Origin of the sequence: Bradyrhizobium sp. ORS 111 (assembly GCF_045571485.1) — a bacterium.
Classification (GTDB): Bacteria; Pseudomonadota; Alphaproteobacteria; order Rhizobiales; family Xanthobacteraceae; genus Bradyrhizobium.
On the sequence record NZ_CP120701.1, the window covers coordinates 6,180,308 to 6,206,840 of the forward strand.

16 protein-coding genes, 1 tRNA gene and 3 pseudogenes are annotated in these 26,533 nt (G+C 62.5%); 5 read left to right on the forward strand and 15 right to left on the reverse strand.

Features of this window, described 5'->3' with window-relative positions; translation table 11 throughout:
* Position 1: 1 nt before the first annotated feature.
* Positions 2 to 355 (reverse strand): annotated as a pseudogene (locus P6U30_RS28460) (hypothetical protein); the annotation flags it as partial.
* A 154-nt stretch (positions 356 to 509) separates the two neighbouring features.
* Here P6U30_RS28460 and P6U30_RS28465 point away from each other — a divergent pair.
* The 3 genes and pseudogenes from P6U30_RS28465 to P6U30_RS28475 all read left to right on the forward strand — a co-directional run.
* Positions 510 to 1,601 (forward strand): type II asparaginase, encoded by a 1,092-nt coding sequence (locus tag P6U30_RS28465; RefSeq protein ID WP_407166146.1) that lies wholly within the window; start codon positions 510 to 512, stop codon positions 1,599 to 1,601.
* A 92-nt stretch (positions 1,602 to 1,693) separates the two neighbouring features.
* Positions 1,694 to 2,022, forward strand: a pseudogene (locus P6U30_RS28470) (IS3 family transposase); the annotation flags it as partial.
* Positions 1,992 to 2,777: pseudogene (locus P6U30_RS28475) on the forward strand (DUF3422 family protein); the annotation flags it as partial. The pseudogenes P6U30_RS28470 and P6U30_RS28475, both read left to right, overlap by 31 nt.
* Before the next feature lie 131 nt (positions 2,778 to 2,908).
* Here P6U30_RS28475 and P6U30_RS28480 read toward each other — a convergent pair.
* On the reverse strand, positions 2,909 to 3,235 hold the full coding sequence (locus P6U30_RS28480; RefSeq protein ID WP_407166144.1) for a DUF736 domain-containing protein: 327 nt from the start codon (positions 3,233 to 3,235) through the stop codon (positions 2,909 to 2,911).
* A 593-nt stretch (positions 3,236 to 3,828) separates the two neighbouring features.
* Complete coding sequence (locus P6U30_RS28485; protein WP_407166147.1) at positions 3,829 to 4,266, reverse strand: hypothetical protein; 438 nt, start codon at positions 4,264 to 4,266, stop codon at positions 3,829 to 3,831.
* Positions 4,267 to 4,873: 607 nt separating this feature from the next.
* On the opposite strand from P6U30_RS28485, the gene P6U30_RS28490 reads away from it, so the two are divergent.
* Entirely contained in the window at positions 4,874 to 6,655 is a 1,782-nt protein-coding gene (locus tag P6U30_RS28490; protein ID WP_407166148.1) for an outer membrane beta-barrel protein, read from the forward strand.
* Positions 6,656 to 7,438: 783 nt separating this feature from the next.
* On the opposite strand, the gene P6U30_RS28495 is transcribed toward P6U30_RS28490, so the two are convergent.
* The 7 genes from P6U30_RS28495 to P6U30_RS28525 all read right to left on the reverse strand — a co-directional run bounded on the left by P6U30_RS28495 (position 7,439) and on the right by P6U30_RS28525 (position 18,105).
* Positions 7,439 to 8,368: a DUF2493 domain-containing protein gene (locus P6U30_RS28495; protein WP_407166149.1), complete on the reverse strand. Its 930-nt coding sequence runs from the start codon at positions 8,366 to 8,368 to the stop codon at positions 7,439 to 7,441.
* A 325-nt stretch (positions 8,369 to 8,693) separates the two neighbouring features.
* On the reverse strand, positions 8,694 to 9,752 hold the full coding sequence (locus P6U30_RS28500) for a toprim domain-containing protein (RefSeq protein WP_407166150.1): 1,059 nt from the start codon (positions 9,750 to 9,752) through the stop codon (positions 8,694 to 8,696).
* Complete coding sequence (locus P6U30_RS28505) at positions 9,752 to 13,726, reverse strand: strawberry notch-like NTP hydrolase domain-containing protein (RefSeq protein WP_407166151.1); 3,975 nt, start codon at positions 13,724 to 13,726, stop codon at positions 9,752 to 9,754. Before P6U30_RS28505 ends, P6U30_RS28500 begins: the two co-directional genes overlap by 1 nt.
* Positions 13,727 to 14,001: 275 nt before the next feature.
* A complete protein-coding gene (locus P6U30_RS28510) occupies positions 14,002 to 14,415 on the reverse strand; it encodes a hypothetical protein (protein WP_407166152.1) in 414 nt (137 codons plus the stop codon).
* 102 nt (positions 14,416 to 14,517) lie between these two features.
* A complete protein-coding gene (locus P6U30_RS28515) occupies positions 14,518 to 16,662 on the reverse strand; it encodes a ParB/RepB/Spo0J family partition protein (RefSeq protein WP_407166153.1) in 2,145 nt (714 codons plus the stop codon).
* 106 nt (positions 16,663 to 16,768) lie between these two features.
* Positions 16,769 to 17,158, reverse strand: a complete 390-nt coding sequence (locus P6U30_RS28520) for a DUF2958 domain-containing protein (protein WP_407166154.1) — start codon at positions 17,156 to 17,158, stop codon at positions 16,769 to 16,771.
* The gene (locus P6U30_RS28525; protein WP_407166155.1) at positions 17,155 to 18,105 is read right to left on the reverse strand and encodes an ArdC family protein; all 951 of its coding nucleotides are present in this window, start codon (positions 18,103 to 18,105) and stop codon (positions 17,155 to 17,157) included. The genes P6U30_RS28520 and P6U30_RS28525 overlap by 4 nt, the downstream gene beginning before the upstream one ends.
* 1,825 nt (positions 18,106 to 19,930) lie before the next feature.
* On the opposite strand from P6U30_RS28525, the gene P6U30_RS28530 reads away from it, so the two are divergent.
* A complete protein-coding gene (locus tag P6U30_RS28530; protein WP_407166156.1) occupies positions 19,931 to 20,917 on the forward strand; it encodes a hypothetical protein in 987 nt (328 codons plus the stop codon).
* A gap of 355 nt (positions 20,918 to 21,272) precedes the next feature.
* On the opposite strand, the gene P6U30_RS28535 is transcribed toward P6U30_RS28530, so the two are convergent.
* The 5 genes from P6U30_RS28535 to P6U30_RS28555 form a co-directional block, all read right to left on the reverse strand.
* Positions 21,273 to 21,348, reverse strand: a tRNA-Lys gene (locus P6U30_RS28535).
* Between the two features lie 173 nt (positions 21,349 to 21,521).
* Positions 21,522 to 22,112, reverse strand: a complete 591-nt coding sequence (locus P6U30_RS28540) for a Spy/CpxP family protein refolding chaperone (protein WP_407166157.1) — start codon at positions 22,110 to 22,112, stop codon at positions 21,522 to 21,524.
* 218 nt (positions 22,113 to 22,330) lie between these two features.
* The gene (locus tag P6U30_RS28545) at positions 22,331 to 23,620 is read right to left on the reverse strand and encodes a TRAP transporter large permease (protein WP_407166158.1); all 1,290 of its coding nucleotides are present in this window, start codon (positions 23,618 to 23,620) and stop codon (positions 22,331 to 22,333) included.
* A complete protein-coding gene (locus P6U30_RS28550) occupies positions 23,620 to 24,192 on the reverse strand; it encodes a TRAP transporter small permease (protein ID WP_407147867.1) in 573 nt (190 codons plus the stop codon). The genes P6U30_RS28545 and P6U30_RS28550 overlap by 1 nt, the downstream gene beginning before the upstream one ends.
* Positions 24,193 to 24,482: 290 nt before the next feature.
* On the reverse strand, positions 24,483 to 25,487 hold the full coding sequence (locus tag P6U30_RS28555; protein WP_407147868.1) for a TRAP transporter substrate-binding protein: 1,005 nt from the start codon (positions 25,485 to 25,487) through the stop codon (positions 24,483 to 24,485).
* Positions 25,488 to 26,533: the final 1,046 nt, after the last annotated feature.

Consider the following 26,533-nt stretch of genomic DNA (forward strand, 5'->3'; position numbering starts at 1 on the left):
TGTAACCGGCGACGGTGGCGGGTGCGACGTAAAAGATGATGACCAAGAGCCGGAGCCAAGTCCATGTCACGAGGGCGAGCGCGAGCTGGTCGATGCCGAAGTTTGCGGCGGCAGCGACGAGGGCTACAGCGATGCCGCCCAGAGCGCCGGCTCCCGTGTGGAAGGCCCAAAGACCAATCGTTACGCCGGCGAAGACGGGCAACGCGAAGACTGCAAGCGTGAAGAGCAGCCACGCGAAAAAGCCTATGACGAGGGTGCGAAGGTGATCATGGCGGTGGGCTCCGTGAGTTCATAGGTCTGACGGTTGCGCCTTTCACCACCACCAAGGCGCGAGCGAGAGTTTAGCCGCAAATATAGGTCCCCCGGCTCAGTCGTCATCCGCGGCTCTTGCCCCAAACCGGACCATCCGAAAGCGCCGCCACCCTAGACAGGGGGCCTCGTCGGAAGGATCATGTAACGCTGAGCGAAACGGGGCGCATCAACGAGCATTTCAGGAAAGGGAGGTCAGGATGTGGCAACTTCGAGTGCGTGATCACATATTGGCGACAATGGGCGTGCTCTTCGTGCTGCTCTTCAGTCTTGCAGCCGCGAACGCAAGGGGCCCCGGTCTGCCTAACGTCATGGTTCTGGCAACCGGTGGCACGATCGCCGGCTCCGGAGCGAGCAGCACCACCGTGGTCGGTTACACCGCAGCCACGGTGGGCATAGAGACCCTCCTGAACGCCGTCCCCGAACTGAAAACGGTGGCCAACATCAAGGGCGAGCAGGTTTTCCAGATCGCCAGCGAGAACATGAACAATGACTACTGGCTCAAGCTTTCAAAGCGCGTCAACGCGCTCCTCGCGCAGGACGACGTGGATGGAATTGTGATCACGCACGGTACTGATACGATCGAGGAAACCAGCTATTTTTTGAACCTTGTCGTCAAGAGCAAAAAGCCGGTCGTCATCGTCGGCGCGATGCGGCCATCGACAGCGATCAGCGCGGATGGGCCGATCAACCTCTTTAATGCCGTGATCCTCGCAGGCAGTGAAGAGGCGGTCGGCAAGGGCGTGCTCGTTGCTCTCAACGATCAGATCAACGCGGCTCGCGACGTCACCAAGAACAACACCTCGACGGCAGACACCTTCCGCACACCGGAGCTCGGCTTTCTCGGCTACATGCAGGGAAACAAGCCGTACTTCTATCGTCAATCGACGCGCCGGCACACGGCGGACTCCGAGTTTGACGTGTCTAACCTCGATGCCCTGCCGCAAGTCGATATTGTCTACGGCTACGCCAACATGAACCGGGTCGCGATAGATGCTTTTGTCGCCGCCGGAGCCAAGGGGATCGTGCATGCCGGCGTGGGTGACGGCAGTCTTGCCCGGCCCGCGGTCGAGCCGGCTCTCGACGAGGCCCACAAGAAGGGGGTCGTGATCGTTCGGAGCAGCCGCGTCGGGAACGGCATCGTCGCGCGCAATGGGGAAGCCAAGGACGACGAACACGACTTCGTCGTCTCGGATACGCTCAATCCTCAAAAGGCGCGTATCTTGCTGATGCTGGCGCTGACCAAGACGACCGACACCAAGGAGATCCAACGGATGTTCTACACTTATTAGGTGTTTAGTCCCAAGCTTTGATGGTGCATTCTTGTCGCACGATTCGAAAGATGCGCTATGGGACAGGTTTTACACGGCTGCGCCACCGCGACACCGTCCAACGCTACCATTACGATCGACACGATCAGCTCGAAGTCCACCTTGCCGACTTCATCACCGCCTACAACTACGCTCGGCGGCTGAAGACCTGAAGGGCCTCACACCCTACGAATACATCTGCAAATGCTGGACTTCCCAGCCAGAACGATTCAAACTCAACCCGCTCCAGCAAATGCCGGGACTAAACACTCGCCGAATCTGGGAACGAGGTCCTGATCAAGGACCTTGCCGGCAGGGTCCTCGACACGGCGAGAGCGGCACAGGCGTTGCCGCCTCAGGCTTCCGCGCACCACGAAAATCCTCGTCTGCGACCTCGGGTTGACGTCGCACGATCTCGGCGCGCTGGTGCAACGGCTCCTGGAAATCGAGACCTACCGTCCATTGGCGCTGCTTGGCCTGTCGGCGGCCCTTGAGCTTGCACCATCTGTTGATCGGATCGACCGCCGTCTTGTTGAGGCACTCGAGAAAATGCAAAGCGGTGAAGGGCTGCAGTTCAACAACCATCTGCTTGCCGAGCTGACGGCGCTAGCCGCATCTTTCGAAAGAGGCGCGACCGGCAGCCTGTTTCGCTTCGGCGCCAGCAGGGCCTATAACGAGCTGGTCCAATCGCGACTGTCCATCATTGAAGGCAACGATGTCTCGGGCTATCCGACCTGGTCGTCGTTTCTGGCGCGCCGCATGGCGCCGGCGATGCGAACCTGCGCGACTGTGGAGGATCGTCAGGCGACTCTGTCGGTCAAGCTCGTACGTGCCGCCGATCTGTTGCGAACTCGGGTCGACGTCGAAATCGAACGACAGAATCGTGACCTGTTGCAGGCCATCAACGAGCGCGCGAGACAGCAACTTCGGCTGCAGTGCACGGTCGAAGGATTGTCGGTCGGGGCAATAGGATATTATGTGGTCAGCCTGTTTAGCTATCTTGCCAAGGGCGCGCATGATGTCGGACTGCGCGTAGAGCCCTCGTTCCTGACCGCAGCCTTCGTGCCGATCGCGGTCGGCGTGATCTGGCTGGTGAGTTACAATGTCCGAAAGCGACACCTCAAGCACGACGACGCGCCCTCGGTTACTCGCGACTAAAGCTCCTTCAGGAATCGGTGCGGCCGTCTTGCGAAGCTCGCATGGTCGTGGTGCGACGCTGCCGCAAGATCGCGGCCGGCTCTTGGGTAATGCCCCGCCCGGACCAGCCGGGCGGGGCATCGTGGCTCGGGTCAGTCGCCGTTGCGACGGCTGGGACGGGACCAGATCAAGCTGAAGCCCTCCCCTTCCTCGTCGGCGAAGAGGTTGGCGAAGATCGGAGCGGTGAAGCTCGGATCGTCGAGCTTGAGGCTCAGATAATCGCGGCCCTCGTTGGAGCGCTTGGACCAGCCGGCCCCGATCTCAACTCGGCCGACATAGACCCGGTGGCTCGGTGCGTTCTCGCCGGAGCGGTTGGTTTCGGGGACGATCCGGACGTTCCTGGCCTGGAGCGAGAGGGTGACGATCTCGCCGGTGAGCTCGTTGTTGCCGGCCTTCTTGAAGGTGCCAATGGTCGCCATAGTAGTTCTCCTTGATCTCTGTTTTCCGAGCCCGCACCTTGCGGCCTCGATGGTGATCGACAGGCCGGAGGCGACCGACGGCGCACCCCGAAGGGGCCTGACAGCAAAGGAGCAACTTTCTTGGCTCGCGCGAGGAATGACGGCGCAGCCGGCAGGGGAAGAAAGTTGTGACGCCGCTGTTGCGCCTTAGGCGGTCGAGGCGTCAGCCGTCCTTCGGGCAGATCAATCAATCGAAGAGGCCGTTGGTGCGCTCGGGCCTAAAAAACTGACGTCAAGGAGAATGTGGCGATTTCGAACCGCACCGAGAGGCCGGCACCTGAGTTCGATGGTGACACGCGCCCTCTCCCTTCAGCAGCGGACGGATTTGGCGTCGTGATTACGCGTCGGCCGCGCGGCCCGTTCACATTTATTGTCGGCCGTATCCTTGAGATGCGACCGCTTGGCCCATGCCTCCATGATCACCGTGACGAATCCGGGACGCAAGCTCGACGATCGGACCTTCAACGGCCGGCCCGCTCTCGTTCGAATTTCGACGATGAGGACCGCCAGAATTGCGGATATCTGGTCCAGTCCCGCCCGTCGACGCGACGCCTTCAGTGAACGCTACCATTGCCCGGCAGGTCCGGTGCGGCCATTCCAGTGAAGCGGATGAACGCCGTGATGCTGACGGCAATGGCGCCCACGACAGCAAATATCGTCTGCCAGATTGGTGAAGGCACCGCCATCAGGGCGATTCCATATGTGACGCTATAGCCCGCGACGGTAGCGGGCGCGACGTAGAGAAGGATGATCAGGAGCTGAACCCAAGCCCATGGCGCGAGAGCGAGCGCAAGCCGGGCGACGCCGAAGGTTAGTCCGCCTGCCACGAGGCCAATTGCGACGCCTCCGAGCAAGCCGGCACCGGTATGGAAACCCAACATGGCGATCGTCATGCCAACGAAAACCGGGAGCGCAGAGGCAGCAAGCATGAACACCAGCCAACAGAACAAGCCGATGACGAGGATAATGAGTGGTGGTCCGAGGATGATCATGGCGGTGGGCTCCGTGAGATAGAAGTCTGACGGCTGCGCCTTCCACCACCACCACGGCGCGCGCGACACTATAGCAGGAAACGCAGCGACCGGATCGTCACAAATCCAGTTGCGCGATTTCTTGTTATTAGCGCCGGCTTGCGCTCAAAGGGCTCGCGCAATCGTCATTTGACCCTTTGTGATCTTCAACTGGGCGCCCGCCGTTTGAAATCACCTAGCGCAATCAGTTTCAGGAAAGTCCTGTGTTCTTCTCCATTTCAGCTGCCACTCCATCGTCTGTGTTGCTCTTGAGCATCCGGGGTCACAATAGCTACCACTCCCAAGCCCTGGTTGTTTTCCGTTTGGCGGCGCTTTAGCGCGCAACTATTCCCACGCAATTATAAACGTTGCGTATTGGATCTGCCCTCGCACATGTCAGGCTATGGAGAGACTGTCGGAAGCTCAGATTGTCAAATTTGAGACATCGTCGGCAAGTTGACGCAACAAACTCTTCCGAAGACCCCGCAAAGCATACGAATTCAGTTCGGCACGCGGTTTGCTTCATTCTGGAAATCATCACCAATCGTAGTGCGGTGATCTTCGGGACGGACCTGGCGCGCGTTACCGCGTGTCTGGTCTGCTCCGACGATTTGTCGTGCGGCGCATACTTGAGGAGCCGGGTCGTGAACTGGGAAGTGCAGGGCAAACTTTGATGCGATGTAGAATTATTTTTTGTGGTGCGACAACAATTGCGCTCGTCGCAAGCAGCGCAGCGAAGCCGGCCGACCTTGAGCCACAACTTAAACTGCCACAGGCGGTGTGGAACTGGTCTGGAGGCTATATTGGCGGGCACACCGGCGGTGGGTACGGCCGCACCTCCTTCAGCAATCCATACGGTCCATCAATCTATGGCGGCATCGTCGATACCCCGGCGTTCCTTGCAGGTGGCCAGATCGGTTACAACTGGCAGAACAACCGCTGGGTGTTTGGCATCGAGCTGGATGCCAGCGGTGCTGTCTCCGACGGCACAAACACATGCCTCGCCCCTTCGGGCTTAGTCGTGAGCGCAAATTGCAAGGCAGGTCCGAGCCTCTTTGCCACCGGGACCGGTCGCGTCGGTTACGCCTTTGGCGCGCTCGGACACACGCTAGCCTATCTCAAGGCAGGCCTAGCCTGGCAAAACAATCGGGGCGATGTCGTCAACAACTTTGAAGGCGACTGGCCACAGGAGAAAACCCATTTCGACTATGACCGGGTCGGTGGCATCATCGGGCTGGGCGTCGAGCAAGCCCTAACGCCTGCATGGTCGGTGAACGTCGAATATGACTATCTGCATTTTGGCGGGCCGAGTGTCGCGACGGCTTCGACAACGCAGTTTCCTCCGTTTGCGATTCTGCCGGCGAGCACAACCAGCCTGACCAGCAATTATCACATCGGAAAGATTGGGCTGAACTACCACTTTGGTGCGGACCCAGGGGCCGCACAATGGTCCAATGCGCCGCTGTACGCGAAGTCAGCAAGCAGCGTACGACCCATTTCCTACGCGCCCGGCTGGTCCTTCGAAGGCGGCTCCCGGCTCTGGCTCAGCCGGGGACGATTCCAACGGGACCACAGCGGCGTCCCCTATGGCGGGCCGCAGGAGCCCAGCATGCTCGTATCGAGGCTCACTTATCACGGACTGGACGGACTTTCGGGAGAGTTATTCGGCCGTGTTGACAGTCCCTGGGGAGGGTTCCTGAAGAGCAATATTGGCCTCGCGCAGTTCAACAAAGGAAACATGAACGATGAAGATTGGCCCGGCTCGTATCTCAACACGGTATCAGGGCAAGCAAACGGAAGGTTCACATATTACACGGCCGACGTCGGTTACGATCTCCTGCGCGGCACCGACTACAAGGTCGGCGGATTTATGGGTTGGACCTACTACGGCCAGACCTCGGACACGACTGGATGCTCGGAGATGGTCAATCCCCTACATTCATGTCTTACGCCGGGCGACAACAGGGTGGTCGGCGCCGAGGATACTCAATGGAACGCGCCTCGAATCGGCCTGAGCGCCGAAACCATGCTGACGGAGCGCTGGCGCCTGAACGCTGATGTCGCTTACCTGCCCTGGACCGATTTCATCGGGCGGGACAATCACCTCCTGCGCCGCGCGACCACCTTTGCGGAACAACACGGCAATGGTGGCGGCGGAGTCCAGCTCGAAGGCATACTGTCCTACTTCATCACGGATAACATCAGCGTCGGCGTTGGTGGCCGCTATTGGGCCATGTGGACCAATAAGGACGCCGAGTCTATTTCTTGCGGCAATGGCTGCTTCGAACACTCGCCCTCATTTGCGAAGTACAGCATGGAGCGCTGGGGTACGTTCTTTCAGGCCTCTTACAAGTTCGACTCAAAGAGTTGATCTTGGCCGGCTCGAGACTACTTCTCGAGCCATCCAGGCCTGCTCGTAAGCGTCGGCGCCAAACAGGACGCCGACGTCATAGGTAATGATGGTGAAGCACCTCGGAATCGAGCAGAGCTCAGCTTGCTTGCAAAGAATAAGTGCCAGCCGGTGCGAGCCCCACACGCCTGTCGAGTCCCTTCCGGCCCCCGAAAGCCTCAGCGCCGACACGCTTGCGCCCACCCACCCGGCCTTCCTTGAGGATTTTCCAACCTCCTTCGATCGTCTCATGAGAATAGAAGCAACGTCAGCGCTTTCACTTCGCTCTTGAACAATAGTTTCAATGCAAGCGTCCTCAAGTTGAGGAAACGCGGCGACGTTTCAGGTTGGCTCGGAAATGAGAAGCTGCGCGCGATCGCGTGTTCGTGCACTCAACAAACCACCGACGTATGGTAATTATTCCGAAGCGCCTGCCTCGCGTGCAGCCAGCAACAGTTCATTGCGGTACGAGAAGGCACCATAGAATTTAACATACCTCGCCAGACCAACGAGATCAGCGCGACATTCAAGAATGGACGCCGCAGAGGTCACATTGTTCAAAAACCTCATGCGAACTAGCAGTCGATCGTCGCGGCCGGATGTACGCCGTCGCATCACGAGCCCTGGCTTTCATGCCAGGGTCTTTCGTCCGATCCGAGCGAACCCGGTGCAGGCTGCGGCGAACGCGCCCGGGCCGCGGTGGTCGCACGATCAGCGGCATCGAGTGAGCGGAGTGCTCCTGGTCATTAGAATTTGCGGCAGCGCTCACGCGCCGCCGAATTTCCAGACCGGGATGCCTAACTTCTTGGCCTTGTCGGCGAGGTTGTCCTGGATGCCGGTGCCGGGGAAGTGCAGCACTCCGATGGGAAGCGTCTCCAGCATCGCGTCGTTGCGTTTGAACGGAGCAGCCTTGGCGTGCATCGTCCAGTCGGGCTTGAAGGCGATCTGCGGGACCTTGCGGTTGTCGGCCCATTTGGCGGCGATCAGCTCGGCCCCCTTGGGCGAACCGCCGTGCAGCAGCACCATGTCCGGATGCTTGGCGTGCACCTGGTCAAGTTTGGTCCAGATCAACCGGTGATCATTGAAGTCGAGCCCACCGGTCAGCACCACCTTCGGTCCTGCAGGCAGAAGCACCTGATCGTCAGCGCGCTTCTTCGCGGCCAGGAAATCGCGGCTGTCGATCATCGCGGAGGTCAGATTGCGATGGTTGACCTTGGATCCGTTGCGCGGCCGCCAAGTCGAGTGGGTGTGGCGTTCGAACTCATCGGCGGCCTGGTCGCGCATCAGCTCGAAGGCGCCTCGTCGCTCGATCAGCGTCTGCCCTTCTGCCGTCAGTCGCTCCAGCTCGACGGATTTGACCTCGCTGCCGTCCTGCTCCCGCTGCGAGCGCTGCTGCGCCAGCTCGTTGTCGTCGAGTTCGCGTTCGATCCTGTCGGTGGCGCGGTGGAAGACGTTCACGGTCGACCAGAGCAGGTCTTCGAGGTCGGGCTCAAGACGGGTATCGGACAGTGCCACCACCAGGGCATCGAAGATGTCGGCGATGCTGCCGGCGAGGACTCGCGCTTCGGGGAGCCGCCGCGGATCGGGCTCATCGTGGAAGGGACGGTAGCCATAGAGCTGAACTTCCTGGAGGACCTGGTCGGTCGGGGATGAGCTGTGGTGCGGCTCGAAATCGTTGTCGTGGTCGGTGGTCATTGCGGTTTTCCCTCGTCGGATCGACCGCGCCCGTCGCGGCCTTCATGGCGACGAAGGCGGCAGGCGGAACGGACTTGCATCCGCAGCGCGAGCTGCGGGCCGAAGCCTTGGCGGAGGACCGAAGGAGGCCGACTATTTTGCCTCGCGATGTAAAGGCGGCTCTGCCGCCGACGGAAAATAGTCGGTCCACGAGGTTGCCGGTCCGGGCCGTTTGCCGCCCGATCGCCCTCTTAAGAAGGCCGTGGGGCGGTCCTCTCCGCCGCGGAGGGAAGCATGACCAGCGGCCTCCCGGTAACGAAGCGGCCGCGCCCCCTCCCCGTTCCGGCTATGTCACCAGCTCCATAAAGCGCGCGACGTCCTGCGCCGCGATCTGCACGCGGCTCGCGGCCCGAAGGGCGTCAAATCCGAGCAGGCGAAGATCCTCGTTGAAGTCGCCAAGCCGTGGCGAGATCACGATCGCCTCGATTCCGGCCTCCTGCGCCCGATTGATCAAGGTCGCCATGGCGCCGTCGCCGGCAGGATCGTCGTCGCGAGCGATGTAGAGCCGGCGGAGCGTGTCCGGGAAGAGGATGGCGGACAGATGCGCCGCCGACAGGGCTGCGACCATCGGCATGGTCGGCAGGACGCTGCGGACAGACAGCATCGTCTCGATGCCCTCGCCAGCCGCCATGACGTCGCCAGCTACGCCAAATCGGACGGCGTGACCGAGCAGGTCGCCCATCGCCCGTTTCGGCGTGTCGATCCGCGCCTTGCCGAGCGTCGTCTCGCTGAAGCCATCGGGGTCAAGCCAGGTGCGATGCGCGCCGGTCAGGTGGCCGGAGAGATCCGTGACGGCGGCGATCATCGCCGGCCAGGTCTCGGTCGCGCTGTGGTCATCGGGCCGGTAGTAGCAACGCGGGTGAAAGCGCAGACTTCCGGTTTCGTGCAAAGCCGTAATGCCGCGATTGCGGAGATACGCTTCGACGAGTGTGCCCATGATCGACTGGGACATGCCGAAGAGTCGCCGCGCCGCCTCGGGCGATCCGAGGGGCACGGGCGATTTTCTCGACCGGTGATTCGGCTCAGGCTCTAGTTCTGGACGCGGCAAACTTAGAAAGCGTCGTGCTTCAGTGACGACATCGCGGAAGCCTACGAGACCGCAGCTCTCGCGGATCACGTCGAGGAGATCGCCATGTTCGGCCGAGGCGGCATCGGTCCATTTGCCCGCGGGTCCCTTCACCGATTCCTTGAGTCGCACGAACATTGAGCGACCAGGCGTATTGCGGACGTCGCCTACCATCCAATAGCGGCCCTGCCGCCGCCCGTTGGACAGATAGTGGCGGCACACCGCCTCGGCGTCACGCGCGAGACGGCGGGCCAGGTCGGAGGCGCTATCGGTAGCCATCAGGCGGCCTCCCGCTCGCCGATGCGCACGACCGGATAATGGTCGATCACCTTCGCCAATACCCCGGCGCCGGTCGCGTCTGTCGGCACGAACATGCGCAGCTTCCACGAGATGATCTCGCTGAAGAGGCCGTAGGCGCGCAGCCGGTCACGCATCGTGTCGGTGAAGCCGGACAGCTCGATGCGATGGGCGCCCATCACGCGGACACGACGGAGGTGCAGGTCCTCGGCCAGGTCGATGACGGTGCGCCCCTCCAACAACGCCGAGAACGTTTCCTGTGGCGTCAGGCTGCATGTTTCGGTCGCGCAAGCATTCGCCGCCCAGGCCGGCGAGACCCTACGACCGATAATGCGCTCGCCTTCGTCGGTCTGAAGCCGATAGACCCGGGTCGACTCGTTCGGCAGCTGCTTCCAAATCGGCAGCAGCAAGCCGGCAACGATGTGGAGGATGCTCTTGGCGAACTCGGGCACGTCGACGACTTCGCCGTTCCATGCCACTGCGAATGTCTGGCGATCCGTAGGCTGCCAGTGGCTCTCGTCCATCATTTTCATTGAAGCATGATGGTGCTCCATGGGGCGGATCAGCCGCACGCGACGTTCGATCTCGCCGTCATCGAGCATGAAGCTCGGCGCCGGAGTCTGCACCGCGGCGCGCCCCGAGCGCTCGTTGACCAGCAGTACCGCCTGACCATCGGTGAGATAATCGAGCGCTTGATCCAGCGGCATAGGGCGATTGCGCCGGCGCTCGGTGATGGTGAGCAGCCGGGTTTCTGCGCCGGTCGCGGGGTGGGTGTAGATCGGGCGCCGATCGGTGACGATGAAGCTCTCGGCCTGCAGCGTCTCCAGGCCGATGTCGTAGACGCCGCTGGCGATGGCGCCCTCGACCTTGGCGTTCAGCAATTGCTCGAAAGCGGTGAACAACAGGCCCTGCAGGTCGATGGTGAGCGCGAGCAGCCGGTTCAGAAACGTGGTGATCGGCGGCAGCTCGTCCTTGATGCCGTTCGCATCCGTGAGCTTCATGCCCGTGGCGCCCTCGAACATTTCGAGCGAGCAGCCTTCGACCTTGCCGCGCACGAGCAGCAAATAGAGCTGGCGCAGCGCATCGCGGGCATAGTGGCTCTCAAGATTGTCCTCTGGCCGAAACAGACCCTGCCCACCGGTCTGGCGCTGGCCGCGCGTGATGGCCCCCAGCGTGTCGAGGCGTCGCGCAATAGTCGAGAGGAACCGCTTCTCCGCCTTCACGTCGGTCGCGATGGGGCGAAACAGAGGTGGCTGCGCCTGGTTGGTACGGTTGGTTCGACCGAGCCCCTGGATTGCGGCATCGGCCTTCCAACCCGGCTCGAGCAAATAATGAACGCGAAGCCGGTGATTTCGCGCCGATAGCTCGGCGTGGTAGCTGCGGCCCGTTCCGCCGGCCTCCGAGAAGACAAGGATGCGCTTCACGTCATCCATGAAGGCGGCGGTCTCGACGAGATTAGCGGGGGCTGAACGATTCTCGACGGCAAGGCGGTCACCGCTGCGCACCACCCGCCGCGAACGTCCGGTCACTTCGGCCACAATATCCGTGCCGAACCGCTGCACGATCTGGTCGAGTGCGCCGGGAACAGGCGGAAGCGACGCGAGCCGTTCGACCAGCTCATTGCGGCGGGCAACGGCCTCCCGGCTCTCGACGGGCTGACCGTCGCGGAAGACGGGCCGGGACGAGAGATTGCCCTCGCTGTCGGTGAAGGGCTCATAGAGCTGCACCGGGAAGGAATGGGCGAGGTAATCGAGCACGTACTCGCGCGGCGTGATGTCGACGCGCACGTCGTTCCATTCTTCGGTCGAGATCTCGGCAAGCCGCCGTTCCATCAGCGCCTCGCCGGTCGACACGATCTGGATGACGGCGGCATGGCCCTCGGCCAGGTCCCGCTCGATCGAGCGGACCAGGGTCGGCGTCTTCATGCTGGTGAGCAGATGGCCGAAGAAGCGCTGCTTGGCGGATTCGAAGGCCGAGCGCGCGGCTGACTTGGCCTGGCGATTGAGCGTGCCGGTTTCGCCAGTGATGTTGGCGGCCCGCATCGCCGCGTCGAGGTGATTGTGGATGACGCTGAAGGCGCCGGCGTAGGCGTCGTAGATGCGCCGCTGCTCATCGGTGAGCTGGTGCTCGACGGGCTCGTATTCGACCCCGTCGTAGGAAAGCGAGCGAGCGGTGTAGAGGCCGAGCGAGCGAAGATCGCGGGAGAGCACCTCCATCGCGGCGACGCCGCCCTCCTCGATTGCCTCGACAAGCTCGGCGCGGGTGGCGAACGGGAAATCCTCGCCGCCCCAGAGCCCGAGGCGCTGAGCATAGGCGAGATTGTGGACCGTGGTGGCGCCCGTCGCCGAGACATAGACGACGCGGGCATTGGGCAGCGCATGCTGCAGGCGCAAGCCAGCACGTCCTTGCTGCGAGGGTGCGACATCGCCGCGCTCGCCCTTGCCGCCACCGGCATTTTGCATGGCAGGGCTCTCGTCGAAAATGATGACGCCCTCGAAGTCGGAGCCCAACCATTGAACAATCTGCCGGACGCGCGAAAGCTTCTCGCCGCGGTCGTCGAACCGCAGCGTAGCGTAGGTTAAAAATAGGATACCTTCCGCCAACCGGATCTCCCGTCCTTGAGGGAAGCGCGAGAGCGGCGTAACCAGCAGACGCTCCATGCCGAGCGCCGACCAGTCGCGCTGCGCGTCCTCGAGCAGTTTGTCGGACTTCGAGATCCAGACTGCCTTGCGCCGGCCCTGCAGCCAGTTGTCGAGAATGATGCCGGCAGACTGGCGGCCCTTGCCGGCGCCGGTGCCATCGCCGAGCATGAAGCCTCGACGGAAGCGGACAGCGTTCGGCGCATCGTCGCGGGCGGCCGTGACGAGGTCGAAGGTCTCGTCAACCGTCCAGGCGCCGGCGAGATAATTACCATGCGCCTCGCCGGCATAGATCACCGTCTCGAGTTGGGCGTCGGACAGGATGCCGTCGCCGATGAAGTTCGCTGGCAGGCGCGGCCGATAGCTTGGCTTCGGCGGCGCGACCGAGGCCATCGCGGCCGACTGCACCAGCTTGGTCGGGTGCGTCTGCGCGCCGGGGATCCAGATCGATTGGAGCCGGTATTCCTCGTAGATCGCATCGCTAAGGCGCGCGCCCTCGGGCGGCGTCCAATCGAATGTCTCATAGGCGAGGTCGACGGCTTCGGGATCGGCGACGGAGACCTTGGCCGAATGTGCGGTGGCTCGTGCGAGATAGCCCCGCACGGTACGAGGCGCGGACGAGGTTGACACCGGAAGCGTGCCAGTCGAGGCGACTGGCAAGCGAGCCGGAACATGTTCGCCGATCCAACGGAGCAGCGTCGCGACATCGGGCGCCAATCCCGGCGACTCGGGGAACGCGCGCGGGTCATCGGCCGGCGCCTTGTCGATGATCGTGAGGCGCGTCTCGATCGTGGTGCCGTGCTTGGCATAGACCGCGCCGGCGATCTCGGCGAGGATGGCAAGCAGTCCGGTGCCTGCGGACGGCTCCAGCACGCGATCCGCCGCCGTAATGGCGGCCGCGGTCAGCGCAGCCAGCCCGAGCGGAATCGGCGTCGAGAATTGCTGGAAAGCCTCGCTCTCGGCGGAGCGGCGTGTGTGGGTCGGCAGAAGCCCTGCGATCTTGCCCAAAGCGGAAAGTCGTGAAGCCGTAGAATCGGCTTTGCGGAAAAGCGCCTTTCCGTATTTGCGCAGAAACAGAACGATGGCGACCTCGCAAGCGTCATAGGCCATCTTCCAATCCCACGCGCCCGTCGCATCGGACGCGCCGAAGGCCACTTCCATCGCGGCGCGCAAGATTGCGGTGTCGGTGCGTCGGCCACGCTCGAGATGCGGAAGGAGCTGCTCCGCCGCAGCGATGATGACGCTGGCGCCCTCGAGCGCGCGAACAGGCGAGGTCGGCGCGGCCTGATCGGCCGCGATCGGAGAAAGGTCATTCATGAAAGGAGCCTTAAGGAGAGCGGGAACGGGCGAGCCGGCCGGCGCTCTCTCTCGGACCGTACCGGCTCAACCTCGTTCCGGCCGACCTCTCCCTCTCAGCATCAAGGCCGTGCCCGACATGAGAAACGGCGCCCCACCGGTAGCGGCGCGCCGCGCACAGAGCGTTCGTCAGTATCCGAACTGCCAAGATGGCCAGGCTTGGCCGTCGTCAGCGTCGGCCACCACTTCCGCGAGGTAGCTCGCATCGCCTTCGACGACGGTGACGATGTATTTCGTCATGACGCAGCCCCCTCGATCGGATCGTTTTCGCCCGCGAGAATGGCCTCGGCCTTTGCGATGGCAGCGTCCGCCCGTCGGCGCCAAAGCTCGACATCCGCTGAGCCGTCATCACGGACGTGGGCGAGAATCTTGAGCAGACCGAGCAACAATTCGAAATGGCCCGCCTTGCGCTGGACCTGCTCGTCAAAACGTGACGAGATCGGCAGGGCTCGGCCGATATAGGCCGCGTCGCGGCCTTCCCAGACGCCCGTGACAAAGGTGTCGCCGGACGTTTCGACGTCCGACCTGTTGTCATCCCAGCCCTCGTCGGCAATCGCGAGATCGCAGGCTTGGTCGAGGGTTTCGGCGTCGTAAGTTCGCTGCCGATAGATCGGCAGGCGATAGGTCGTCTCGATGGTGAAGAGGGGCACGAGAGCCTCCATAATTAGAAAAGCCCGGCAGGAGCCGGGCTTTTGGGGTGGATTGGCAGTGAAAGAGACGCGGGACGGCGGATACCGGCCCGCGTGCTCGAGCTATTCGGCCGCGATCATGTGCGGCTCGTCCGCATCATCGGCCGGTGACTCCTCGTCGTCGCCGGCGAGGAATTCCGGCAGCGCCTCTCTATCGCCCTCGGGCTCCGTGGCGTCGACGGTCGCCGTCTGGTCGACGCCGGCCATGCGCAGAGGCTCGGGCAGCCAGCCGGTCTCGGCCAGGAGCCGTTCGGCCTCCTTGGCCATGTCGCCTTTCTTCAGATGATCGATGAGCTGGGCGGCTCGCTTGCCGGCACCCTCGCGCACCGCCTCAAGGATGCGGCGCTTCGGCACCCGGCCGAGATAACTCTCGACGGTGGGACGCCAGCCGGCTTCCACCATGTCGAGATCAACGGCGCTTGCAATGCGATCGGCGTCGGCAATGCGCTGCTCGACCGTGTGCGGCGTGGCGCCGCCGCCGTAGCGGTCGCCCTTCTCGTAGAGAGCGTTTACGCCGAACGAGGCGCAGTGCGCAAAGAGCGCCGCCTGCTCGTCGCCCGTCAGAGCGGTAAGCCAGTCCCAGAGATCGGTTCTGTCCTTGGGCAAGCGCTCCTCCCATGTCTTGTGGCGCGCGTCGATCGCCTTGGCTGCCGGCGTGTCCTTCAGCCCCTGCGCCTGCACCGGGAAGCTGGCGCTACGCACGGAGATCTCCATCGCCGTTCCATAGGAGGAATACCGGGAGAAGACGTCGAGGCAGAATTTGTGCAGCACCGCCTGGAAGGCGACCGAAGGCGTGATCGCCAGCTTGTCGCGTAGCGCCAGCGTCCGCTCCGCCGTGAGCTCGGTCAGCAGGCGGTCCGGCAGCGGCTTCACCGCATCGTCATCCTCGTCCTCGGGCTCGGCGACTTGGCCGCCAATAGTAATGACCGCGCGCTGGACAACCGCCGCTGACGGTTGGGCGCCGTCCACGGCCACGGTAGCGGGTTCGCCATCGCTGTTCTGCTCCGGCTCAGCCACGGGCACTTCGTCCTCGGGCCGGATGTAGCCGCGATCGACCAAGAGCGTACCTTCGGCATCGATGCCGACGAACACGCCCGCGCGGGCGATGTCGGCCGGCTGATAGATGACGGGGCGATCGTCGAAAGCGGCGAGAGCCGTCTCGATTTCGCCAAGTCGCCGGTCGACCTCGTCGGGCAGCTCATCCGCGCCGTCGTAATCGGCCTCGAGCCTGGCATATTCGGCCTTGAGAGCCTCGATGGTCCCCTGCTCCTCGGCCGAAAGATCGGCAGCCATGCCGTCCAGTTCGCACAAGCCGCGAGTATGGCCGTAGGGGAAGTCAATGGCGACCTCGATCCACTTCCAACCTTCGGCGGCAATCGTTTCCGCCTCTGTCTTCAGGTTCTCAGCGACCAGACGGTCGAGCAGAGCGACGTCCTCAAGCCAACCGCCGTCGTCGGACTGGAACAGGTCGCGCAGCACACCGCCACCGGCCGCCTCGTAGGCGTCGAGGCCAACAAACACGGCGCGCCGGTCGGATGCGCGCACCGTCTTCTCCGTCAGCATACGGCGGATCTGATAGGGTTCTTTCTGCCAAGAGTCGGAGATGGCCTGCCAGAGCTGCTCCTGGCGACCTTGATCTGCAGTGACGGTGAAGGCCATCAACTGCTCAAGCGACATGCCATCGTCGGCATAGACGTCGAGCAGTGCGGGCGAGACGGAGGCGAGGCGCAGGCGCTGCTTCACGACGTTGACCGAGGTGAAGAAGGCAGCGGCGATGTCCTCCTCGCTCTTACCCTTCTCGCGCAGAGCCTCGAAGGCGCGGAATTGGTCGAGCGGGTGCAGCGATGCGCGCTGGACGTTCTCGGCGAGCGAATCGTCCTCGGCGAGAATGTCAGTCGCCGGATCGCGTACGACGCAAGGCACCGGCGCAGTCTTGGCCAGGCGCTTCTGCTTCACCAGCAGCTGCAACGCCCGATAACGGCGCCCGCCGGCCGGGATCTCGAACATGCCGGTCTCGGCGCCGTCCGCGTCGAGGACCGGCCGGACATTGAGGCTTTGGAGCAAGGTACGCCGGGCGATGTCCTCGGCCAGTTCCTCGATGGAGAGGCCGGCCTTCACACGCCGGACGTTCGACTGGCTGAGCACCAGCTTGTTGAAGGGAATGTCGCGCGAGGACGACAGGGTGATTTTCTGAACCGCAGTAGCCATCGAGATGGTCTCCGCGGCGGGCGACCGAGAGCCTCTCTCTCGACCTCCAACCCGCCGCGAAAGCCGGCGCAGCCCTCTCCCTCTCTTTTCCGGCGCCCTCACAAAGTCACGGCGAAGACGCGCGCCGGTTGTTCTCACGTTTGGCTCGCGCCGCGGTGTAGAGCACGCGCTCTGCCGCCCGAATACTGCCGGTCCGCCGCGCGGCTTCGACCCAGACCGAGATCGGAACCATGCCCTCGAAGAGAAGATCGCGCTCGATTCCCATGCCGAGCGGCAGACGGACGGCCGTCATCTCCGCCAGGCTGAACGACCCCAGTTCGGGTTCGCCGAGATCAGCCAGGCCGAACAGGGTGTCGCCGTCGGCATCGAGCTCGGTCGCAAGCCAGACTCCCGCACCGAGCGGATTGAAGAATTTGACGACGGGCACGTGGTCGGTGTCAGGCTCACGGCCGTTGGCGAGTAGGCGTTCGCGCAGTTCGGGGGTCAGGAGGATCATGCCGCCCTCCTGTCCATGCCGGGCAAGGCCTGGTCGTCAGCTGGCAGGAAGCCGAGAATCCAATCGGCCGCCTTACTCGCTTGGGAGGCGGCGCGGACAACGGCGCGATTGTCCTCGCGCAGCACCTCGAGCCAGGAGCCGATGTAGTCGGCATGCCGGACGGTCGGCACGATGCCAAGCGAGGCGCAGCAGAAAGCGGCATTCATTTCTGCAATTAGCTCTTCGAATGCATACTTCTTGGTGCCGAAGCTGCCGCTAAGATCCCGACCGAGCCGCGAAGCATGGCCGGTGGCGTGTCCAAGTTCGTGCAGGGCTGTGCGATGCCAGTTGATCGGCTCGAAGTAGGCGTGCGGCGGCGGCACCATGACGAAGTCCGAGCCCGGTGCGTAGAAGGCGCGATTGCCGCCGATCCGAAAATCGATACCAGTGGCCCGGATCAGCGCCTCGACCCGGGGCTCGATCAGGCCAGGCGGAGGCGGTGGCGCGATGGTCGCCACGTCCTCGGGCAGGCCCTCGCACTGCGCCGCATTGAACACGGTGAAGCGTTTCAGGAACGGGATCGTGGCGGCTTCTTCGCCACTCTCGCGTGCGCGCCTCTTCTCATCGTCTGGCACGAAACGGTCGGCGTATACGACGGTCGTGCCGTGTTCACCCTTGCGAACATTGCCGCCGAGCGAGAGCGCCTGGCGAAACGTAAGCCAGCTCTGGCCGGGATAGCCATGAGCGATGACGGCGCCCCAGAGAATCAGGATGTTGATGCCGGAATATTGTCGGCCGGTGGCGGCGTTCTTCGGCACAGCGAGCGGCGCTTTCGCTGCAGCCGTTGCCCAAGGCTGGACCCAAGGCACGCGGCCGGCCTCCAGCTCGCCGATGATCTTGTCGGTGATCTCATCAAAGAGGCTCGCCCGGTTGGAGCCGGCGCGAGCGGATCTGGTCGTTCTGGACATCGCGGATCTCCGCGACGGGCGCCGGAGGCCTCTCCTCCAGCCTGCAACCCGTCACGACAAATCGCGTCCGCACTCTGACTCTAAGGGGCGTTGCGGGGACCTCCCCGCAGAAGGGGTCGGCCAAGACCAAAGGCTCGGGCGCAGGGGAAGGCTTTCCCCTCAAATCCGCAGAGCCGCAAATGCGCAAGACTAAGCGGCTCGCCATGGGCGATGACAAGGGTAGGATTCTCGTCGCCTTGAGTTGCGTAGCGGTAGGCAACCGATCGGGCGTTCTTTTGAGCTGAAGGCTCTCAACTTAAGCCGGTTCGGTAGGCGTCACCCGTCAACCGCAGCGCAGAAATGAAAGGACGAAACTGCAACACCAACTCCAGATCGGCCTCTTACCTCTTTGGCTCAGCGTAGAATCGCAACGCTGGATTTGTACTCCATGGAACTCAGCTTCATTTTGAAGCAAGCCAAAGCGCTTGCGATGATAGTTAACTCTTCCTCCACGGCGTGAAACAAATTGCAGCTCCTAAAGGGTGATCACGAAAATGTTCTTCGTACGCTCGACTTTGCGTTTTCCCGATCGGCTACGCTTGGCATCTCGGATGCCGCGCACAACAGCGATGCAACACGTTGATATCGCTCGACACTCTCTCTTGCATTGCGGCCGCAACTTGTCATCTTTGTCACGATGCAGAGCGATCCGCGGACAGGGCGATCTTCAAATTATGTGACTGAAGGTCGAGACTCAACCGCACTAGTCGCACCAGAAACAGCGCGAACAAGCCATCACGAGCGAGATGGAACCCAAACGAAAACGCCGTAGATCAACGAAAGCGATGGATATGCTGCCGCGCATAATGGTCTGGTTGCAGGTTCGCATAGAGGCGGCGTGCGAATGCACAACGTGGTCGCGGCCTTATCCGTTTGTACGTACCGAACGGTCCACATAAGATGATGGCGCCCTATTCTTCGACCGAGGTTGCAATTGCGATAGGCGTCTCACTGGACACCTTCTATCGCACGCGTCAAATCCGGCACGAGCGCGACGGCTTGCCAGCGCCGATCAGCGAACGTGGGCCGCTTAAATGGGAACGTACTGGCTTTGAGGCCTGGCTGACTCGGCATCATCCTATGCGACCGAAGACGATCGCTGGTGACGCATTCGCCGCACCGCCGGCAGCGAGCGATGAAGAACATCGCGAGCGGCTGAGAATGGCCTATGGGGATCATGGCGCTTGACATTCAAGGTCGCGCTAGATTCCAATGGTGCCCTCTCACTTCGGCACCGAGACTTTCAATGGCCGATCCGAAATTTCCATACGTGAAGTGGCGTGACGGCCGTCCGCGCTCGTCGCATGGCGCTTACGCCAGGGCGCTCGGCTTTGTCGATACCGACCTGCGTCATCCGCCCCACGACGAAAAGGGCCGCCCGGTCGGCGCGTGGTTCAATCTCCAGGAGGCGTCCGATTTTTCCGACAGACGACGATCGGAAATCGATGCGGCGCGCCGCGCTGGTAAGCTGCCGAAAAAGATTACGGTCCGCAAGCGCACCACGATCGAGGATCTTCTAGACGATTGGAGCAAATCGGCCGAGTTCAAGGTGCTTTCGGCCGCGTCGCAATCCTCATATCGCAAGTGCATCTCCGCCATCCTATACCGGCCGCAGACGCGCGAAGCCGCTGCGAAGATGCGTGCCGAGATCCGCGCCGCCAAACTGCTAGGCGTAGCCGAACCCGCGCGCGAACTGGAGGCGATTGCGACCGCCACACCATCCTCAATCGGCAAACCGGAGCTTCGAGCGTTCTACAATTATGCGAAATCGGTCCGTGGCCATCATATGGCGCTGTCGATGATCGCGACGCTATCAGCTGCACTCACCTGGGGCCAGGAAAGCGTCCTATGGCGCCTTGGGCCCAACCCGCGAGAGGGAATGGAATTCGATCATCCGGACGGCCGCATCGTGCTGGTCGCAATGCCGGAATTTTCCGCCTGGGTTGCCGCAGCGGATGCAATTGAACGCTCGTCGATCGGCGACAGTTTCTATCTCGCGCTGTTCACTGGACAACGCCAGACAGACCGCTTGATCATGCGCAATGAAAGCGACGTCGAGGGACGGCACACGTTTCGGCAGAGCAAGACTGGCGAACTCGTCGACATCAAGGAAGCACCACAACTCACCATACGGCTGAATGCGGCGCGCGCGCGGGTGAAGGCACTCAAGCTGCGGCTTCAGCTTGAGATGGTACCGGTCGAGTTGGTCGTCAACGAGGACAATGGCGAGCCTTATGATGAGAGCACCTACCGGCATTGGGTGTCGACCGCGCGTGCCGTCGCCGTGTTCGGCTTCCTCGCACGTGATACCCCACGACAGGCAATCGTCCGCGCGGAGCGACTGACCGCCGAGTTGACCAGGATCGTCGACAGGCTCTTTGCGACTTTCCCGCTCGACGAAGAGAACAAGGCACGGCGAGCCCGCGCGGTCGATCAGCGCGCGCATGCGCTGGCGCAATGGCTGGATGCGCAGACGGCGCGCGACAGCAATGGCGATCAAGCAGCATGGCGGCTAAAGCCGTGCCAATCGCTCATGTTCGTCAATGGCGCTGGCGAACTTGACCAGAAACACGATCAAGATCTGCGCGACACTTGCGTTATGCTGCTCGATCGTGCCGGCTGCGATTTGCTGACCATTTGCGACATCACCGGCCATTCGTACCGAAGTGCACAAACTATCGTAAAGCATTACCGCGCCCGCAATGTAGATCGCGCCGACGCCGGCATCGACCGGCTCGAATTGCAGGTACGCAAGGAAGGGATGAAGGGCTAATCGCCAAAGGCCCGACGGCTTGCAAGGTTGAAGCTGTCGTGATGATGACGAACGTCATCCAGTTGATGGCCTTTCGAGCCCCCGCCAACGCCTGGCCACACGGCCGGCTATTGGCTCCAGCACACCGCCAGCACATTCGACTCGCGCGGTGTTCCGCTTCGTCTTAGCGGCGAAGTACGGACAATTCCCCTGTCTATTTTGGCGGTTACGTGCAGACCGGGTTCCATCGAAAAACATTCAGAGAACTCGATTCGTCGCACGGCGTGCGACGAACGACCACAAAAAGCGTCGCACGAGACCCGTTTTGTTCTCGACCGATATCCCGCGAAGGTCTTGGAAAATAAGGATTTTCCTGTGGTGGGCGCACCAGGGCTCGAACCTGGGACCCGCTGATTAAGAGTCAGCTGCTCTACCAACTGAGCTATGCGCCCGGAACTTGTCCGGAAGTGACCCTCGCAAGAGAGCCGCCGTTTAGCAAAGCGAACCCGGGATGTCCAGCAAGCCAGAGCGAGTTTTCCCGACTTTTGGTAATTTGCTCCGACCGGCCAAAGCCGCCGGAATCCGGCGGCTTTTCCGTGGCTTGGCGTGGACGCCGCGACCGCGATCAGAGCCGGCCCGACTGTTCCTGGTCCGGACCGTCGTCGTGGTCATATCGGTCGTGATCATCGCCACGGCCGCCATGTTCCCAGCGATCCATGCCGCGCTCGAAGCGGTGGCGGCGCCAGCCCTCGGCCCCGAAGCCATGCCCTTCCATATGGGTGAGCATGGTCAGCCGCCGCTTCTGGTTGTCGTCGAGCGTCTTGTAGAGCGGATCGGCGGCGTCGGCGATCTTCTTTAGCGACGTCGCGGTCGCCGCCATGTTGTCGGCCCGCGCACGCAGGCGCGCCACCGGGTTATCCGGCGCCTGCGCGGAATCGGCATCGTTCTTGTCCGAGGTCATCCGCGCATTGGCGCGATCGATCCGCATCTTGGCGAAATCGCGCACCGCGGCTTCGACCGGCGGCCACAGCTTCTCCTGATCGGCGTTGAGCTTCAGCCCGGCGTGGACGGCGGCGATGCGCGCGTCGAGGAAGGCCGCGCGGTCCTCGGGGCTCATCCGCATCTGACCATGAAACCATGGACGATGCTGGGCATAGACCACGGTCGAACCGGCGATCGTGAGCGCCGCGACGCCGGCGAGCAGAACTTTCTTCATGCGAACCTCCTTTGAAGGTTGCCTGAGGATGGTGCGCCCCGCCTGCGCCTTCAACTTACGGATTGGTCAGAGAGACCTCTGTTACCAAGATGTAATCCGCTTTGTTGCCCGCCAGAAATAGAGAGCCGCGCTGATCCACCGTTTGGTTTCGGTCTGCGTACGAAGTTGTCGGAAGGCCGCGATGCGCCTCGCGCTCACACGGCCTTCCGGCTCGCGGATCAGGGGCCAATCATTCCCAGCAATCGTGGCAGCCACAGCGAGATCTCCGGCACATAGGTGATGAGACCGAGGAACACCAGCATCGCGCACAACCACGGCAGCACCGAGACAGTGATCTCGCTGATGCCCATCTTGGCGATGCTGCTCGCGATGTAGAGATTGAGCCCGACCGGCGGGTGGCACAATCCGACCTCGGTGTTGACGATCATCAGGATGCCCAAATGCACCGGATTGACGCCGAGCTTGGTCGCCAGCGGATACAGAATCGGCGCCATGATCAGGAGGATCGACGACGGATCCATCACGTTGCCGGCGAGCAGCAGGATGACGTTGACCACCAGCAGGAACATCCAAACCGAGAAGTTCTTGTCGATGATCCAGGCCGCCATCTCCTGCGGGATCTGCTCGTGCGTCATCAGGAACGAGAACAGCACCGCGTTGGTGATGATGTAGAGCAGCATCGAGCTCATGCTCGCGGACTGCAGCAGCACCTTCGGCACCTCGGAGAGCTTGAGCTCCTTGTAGACGAACACCGTGATGAAGAAGGCGTAGGTCGCAGCCACCGCGGCCGCCTCGGTCGGCGTGAAGATGCCGCCATAGATACCGCCGAGCACGATCACGATCAGCAGCAGCCCCCAGATGCTCTCGCGGAACGCCTTGAACTGCTGGGCGAACGTCGCCCGCGGCATCCTCGGATAGCCGTTGCGCTGTGCGACGAAGAACGTCACGCCGGCCAGCATCAGCGCGAGCAGGATGCCCGGCACGATGCCGGCCATGAACAGCGCGCCGATCGAGGTGTTGGTGGAGACGCCGTACAGCACCAGGATGATCGAGGGCGGCACCAGGATGCCGAGCGCGCCCGAGGTCGAGATCACGCCGACGCCGAAACGGCGCGGATAGCCGTGATCGACCATCGCCGGCATCATGATCGAACCGATCGCAACCACCGTGGCGACGCTCGAGCCCGAGATCGCTGCGAACATCGCGCAGGCCGCGACGCCGGCAAGCCCCAATCCGCCCGGCAAATGGCCGACCAGCGAAGTCGTGAACGCGATCATGCGCCGCGCGACGCCGCCGCGGGTCAGGAAGGTGCCGGCGAGGATGAAGAACGGGATCGCCATGATGCCGAAATTGTCGAGGCCCGAAAACAGCTTCAGGCCGACGCTCTCGATCGGCACCTCCGTCATCGTGAACAGGAAGGTGAGCACGGTCAGGCCGAGCGAAATCGAGATCGGCATGCCCGTCAGCATCAGGGCAAACAGCAGTCCGAAGATCAGTGCGGCGCTCATCACGCTTCTCCAAGCGCGATCGGCGCGTTCTTGCTGGTCTCCACGCCTTCGACATGCGAGGCGTCATGGTGCGGCAGGTCGCCGGTCCACCAGTAGGTCCAGCACACCTGCAGGAACCGGAAGCACATCAGGTAGGAGCCGAGCGGAATGCAGGCGTAGACGATCCAGCTCGGGATTTCCATGTCCGGCGAGACCTGGTCGGTGTGCATCAGCTCGATGACGAACTTGGCGCCCATCGTGCCGACGATCGCGGTGAACAGCGCGCCGCCGAGCAACCCGAAGGTGATGGTGCGCTTGCGCCAGTAATCGTTGAGGCGGTTGATCAGCACGTCGACGCCGACATGGATGCCGGTGCGCACGCCATAGGCGGCGCCGAACTTGGCCATCCAGATGAACATGTAGATGCAGAGTTCCTGCGACCAGGCGAGATTGATACCGAACAGGTATGGATAGAGGAACGGCACGTCCACCAGGAAGCGGTGCAGGACGGTGACGAAGGTGAGGATCGTCGCGGCGCCCATCAGGCTCGCGATGATGATTTCCTCAAGCCTGTCGAGAATTTTCAGCAGCATTGATCTCCCCAGTCATGGCCGGACACGGCAACCGGCCACGCCCTCATGCCGCGGCCTGATCCGGCCGCGGCGCTCATTAGATTTGCGGGAGGGTTCTCGACTGAGAGGCCCATCCGCGAACTCGTTGCACCTCTCCCGCTTGCGGGGGAGGTCGTATCGCATCGCAGATGCGATACGGGTGGGGGCTCTCTCCAACGGAATGACGCGCGGAGATAGCCCCCACCCCAACCCTCCCCCGCAAGCGGGAGAGGGAGCGCACCGCCTTCCTGGCGGCTATTAGGCGATTCGCCTTAGTTCATCGGGCCGCGGCCCGTTTCCTTCAGGAACTCATCGATCAAGGGCTGGCCGACGCGCGAGGCGACTTCCTTGTAGACCGGCAGCATCGCCTTGCGCATCGCCTCGTTCTGCTCCGGCGTCAGGCTGATGATCTCGGTCTTGCCGGCCTTCTTGATCGCTTCCAGCGCGTCGTCGTTTTCCTTGGCGGACTGGCTGTTACCGAACTCGGTCGCCTCCTTCATCGCCTTGGACAGCTCGTCGCGAATGTCGGCCGGCAGGCCGTCCCAGAACTTCTTGTTCACGATCACGACGTAGCCGATATAGCCGTGGTTGGTTTCGGTGGCGTACTTCTGCACCTCATGCATCTTCTGGGTGTAGATGTTCGACCAAGTGTTCTCCTGGCCGTCGACCACGCCGGTCTGCAGCGCCTGGTAGACGTCCGAGAACGCCATCACCTGCGGGATCGCGCCGAGCGAGCGGAACTGGGCTTCCAGCACCTTCGACGATTGAATGCGGAACTTGAGGCCCTTGTAGTCGGCGGGCGCGACGAGCTTCTTGTTGGCGCTCATCTGCTTGAAGCCGTTGTCCCAGTAAGCGAGGCCGGTCATGCCCTTGGAATCCAGCTTCTTGAGCAACTGTGCGCCGAGCGGGCCGTCGGTCACCTTCCGCAGCGCCTTCAGGTCGGGCAGGATGTAGGGCAGATCGAAAACCTCGAATTCCTTGATGCCGATCGGGCCGAACTTCGAGTTCGACGGCGCCAGCATCTGCACGGCGCCGAGTTGCAGCGCCTCGAGCTCTTCCTTGTCCTTGTAAAGCGTCGAGTTTGGGTAGACCTCAACCTTGACCTTGCCGTTGGTGTACTTCTCGGCGAGTTCCTTGAACTTATCCGCCGCCTTGCCCTTCGGCGTGTCCGAGGCGACCACGTGGCTGAATTTGATGATGATCGGCGATTGGGCCGACGCCGGCCCCACAAAAGTCAGTGCCGCGATCGAAACCGCAGCCAAAATCAGTTTACGCATGTATCCTCCCGCGTAATTGCGGGGCACGAACCGCCGGCCCCGAGACATCCGGCCGCACCATTACAGAGAAGCCGCGGCGAATGCCATTGCCCCTTTAGCAGGGTCTGATTTGCGCGATTGCTGCATTGCAAAATCGCGCAGTGGTATCCACGTCTGCGCCCTGCCGCCAGCGAATGATGACGTGACGTGCAGTCCGCTGTGCCCGGCGGAAGCGCTGCGGTCAATGAGGGGTTCGGAAATGGCGGGTTCGCGCGGCACGAACACTGATGTCGATGCCGGCGATCGTTCTCAGGAATCATTCTGGCGCCAAGACGCTCCGCTTTCAGCCCTGTCGTCCTGAGGCGCTCGCGCAGCGAGCCTCGAAGGATGCATGGCCACAATCGGGCCGTCGTGCTTCGAGACGGCCGCGGAGTTTATCATCGGGCCCCGCTTCGCGCGGACCCGTTGGCGGCCTCCTCAGCATGACGTAGAGGAATTTCTGCGACGACGTTTCCACCGTCATTGCGAGGAGCCAACGGGTCGCGCGAACGCGCGCCCGGCGACAAGCTCCGCAGAGGTTTCGACGGCGAGTTTCTGATTCAACTGTCAAACAGCTTGCTCAGTGTCATCACCCGCGCATGCGGGTGATCCCGTATTCCAGAGACGTCAGCGACCGAAATGAGAGGCCGCGGCTCGCTCCATCGCGTCGTCCCTGCGAAAGCGCGGACCCATACTCCGCAGCTTTTGTTGTTGACGGGACTCGCCGTTCCTGCGGTGCGCAACAGTCAGCATTCGTGGTTATGGGTCCCTGCTTTCGCAGGGACGACAGCGAAGTTTGGAGCGCTCTCACTCATACATCCGCGATCTCGCGACATGTATCGTCCGAGCTTTGCATCTCGTTCCGCCCTCTCTTCAAACAGAGGGCGCAGGGAAAGCCGGGTGCCGATCGCACCCATGGGCCCCGAGCAATGGTAGAAAGCTCGGGGGTAGGACCACTGGTGTAACCGGAGCAAGCCCGGCTTTCCCTGCGCGATGGGTTACGGCTTATACGTGCTCGCCCCGGCGAG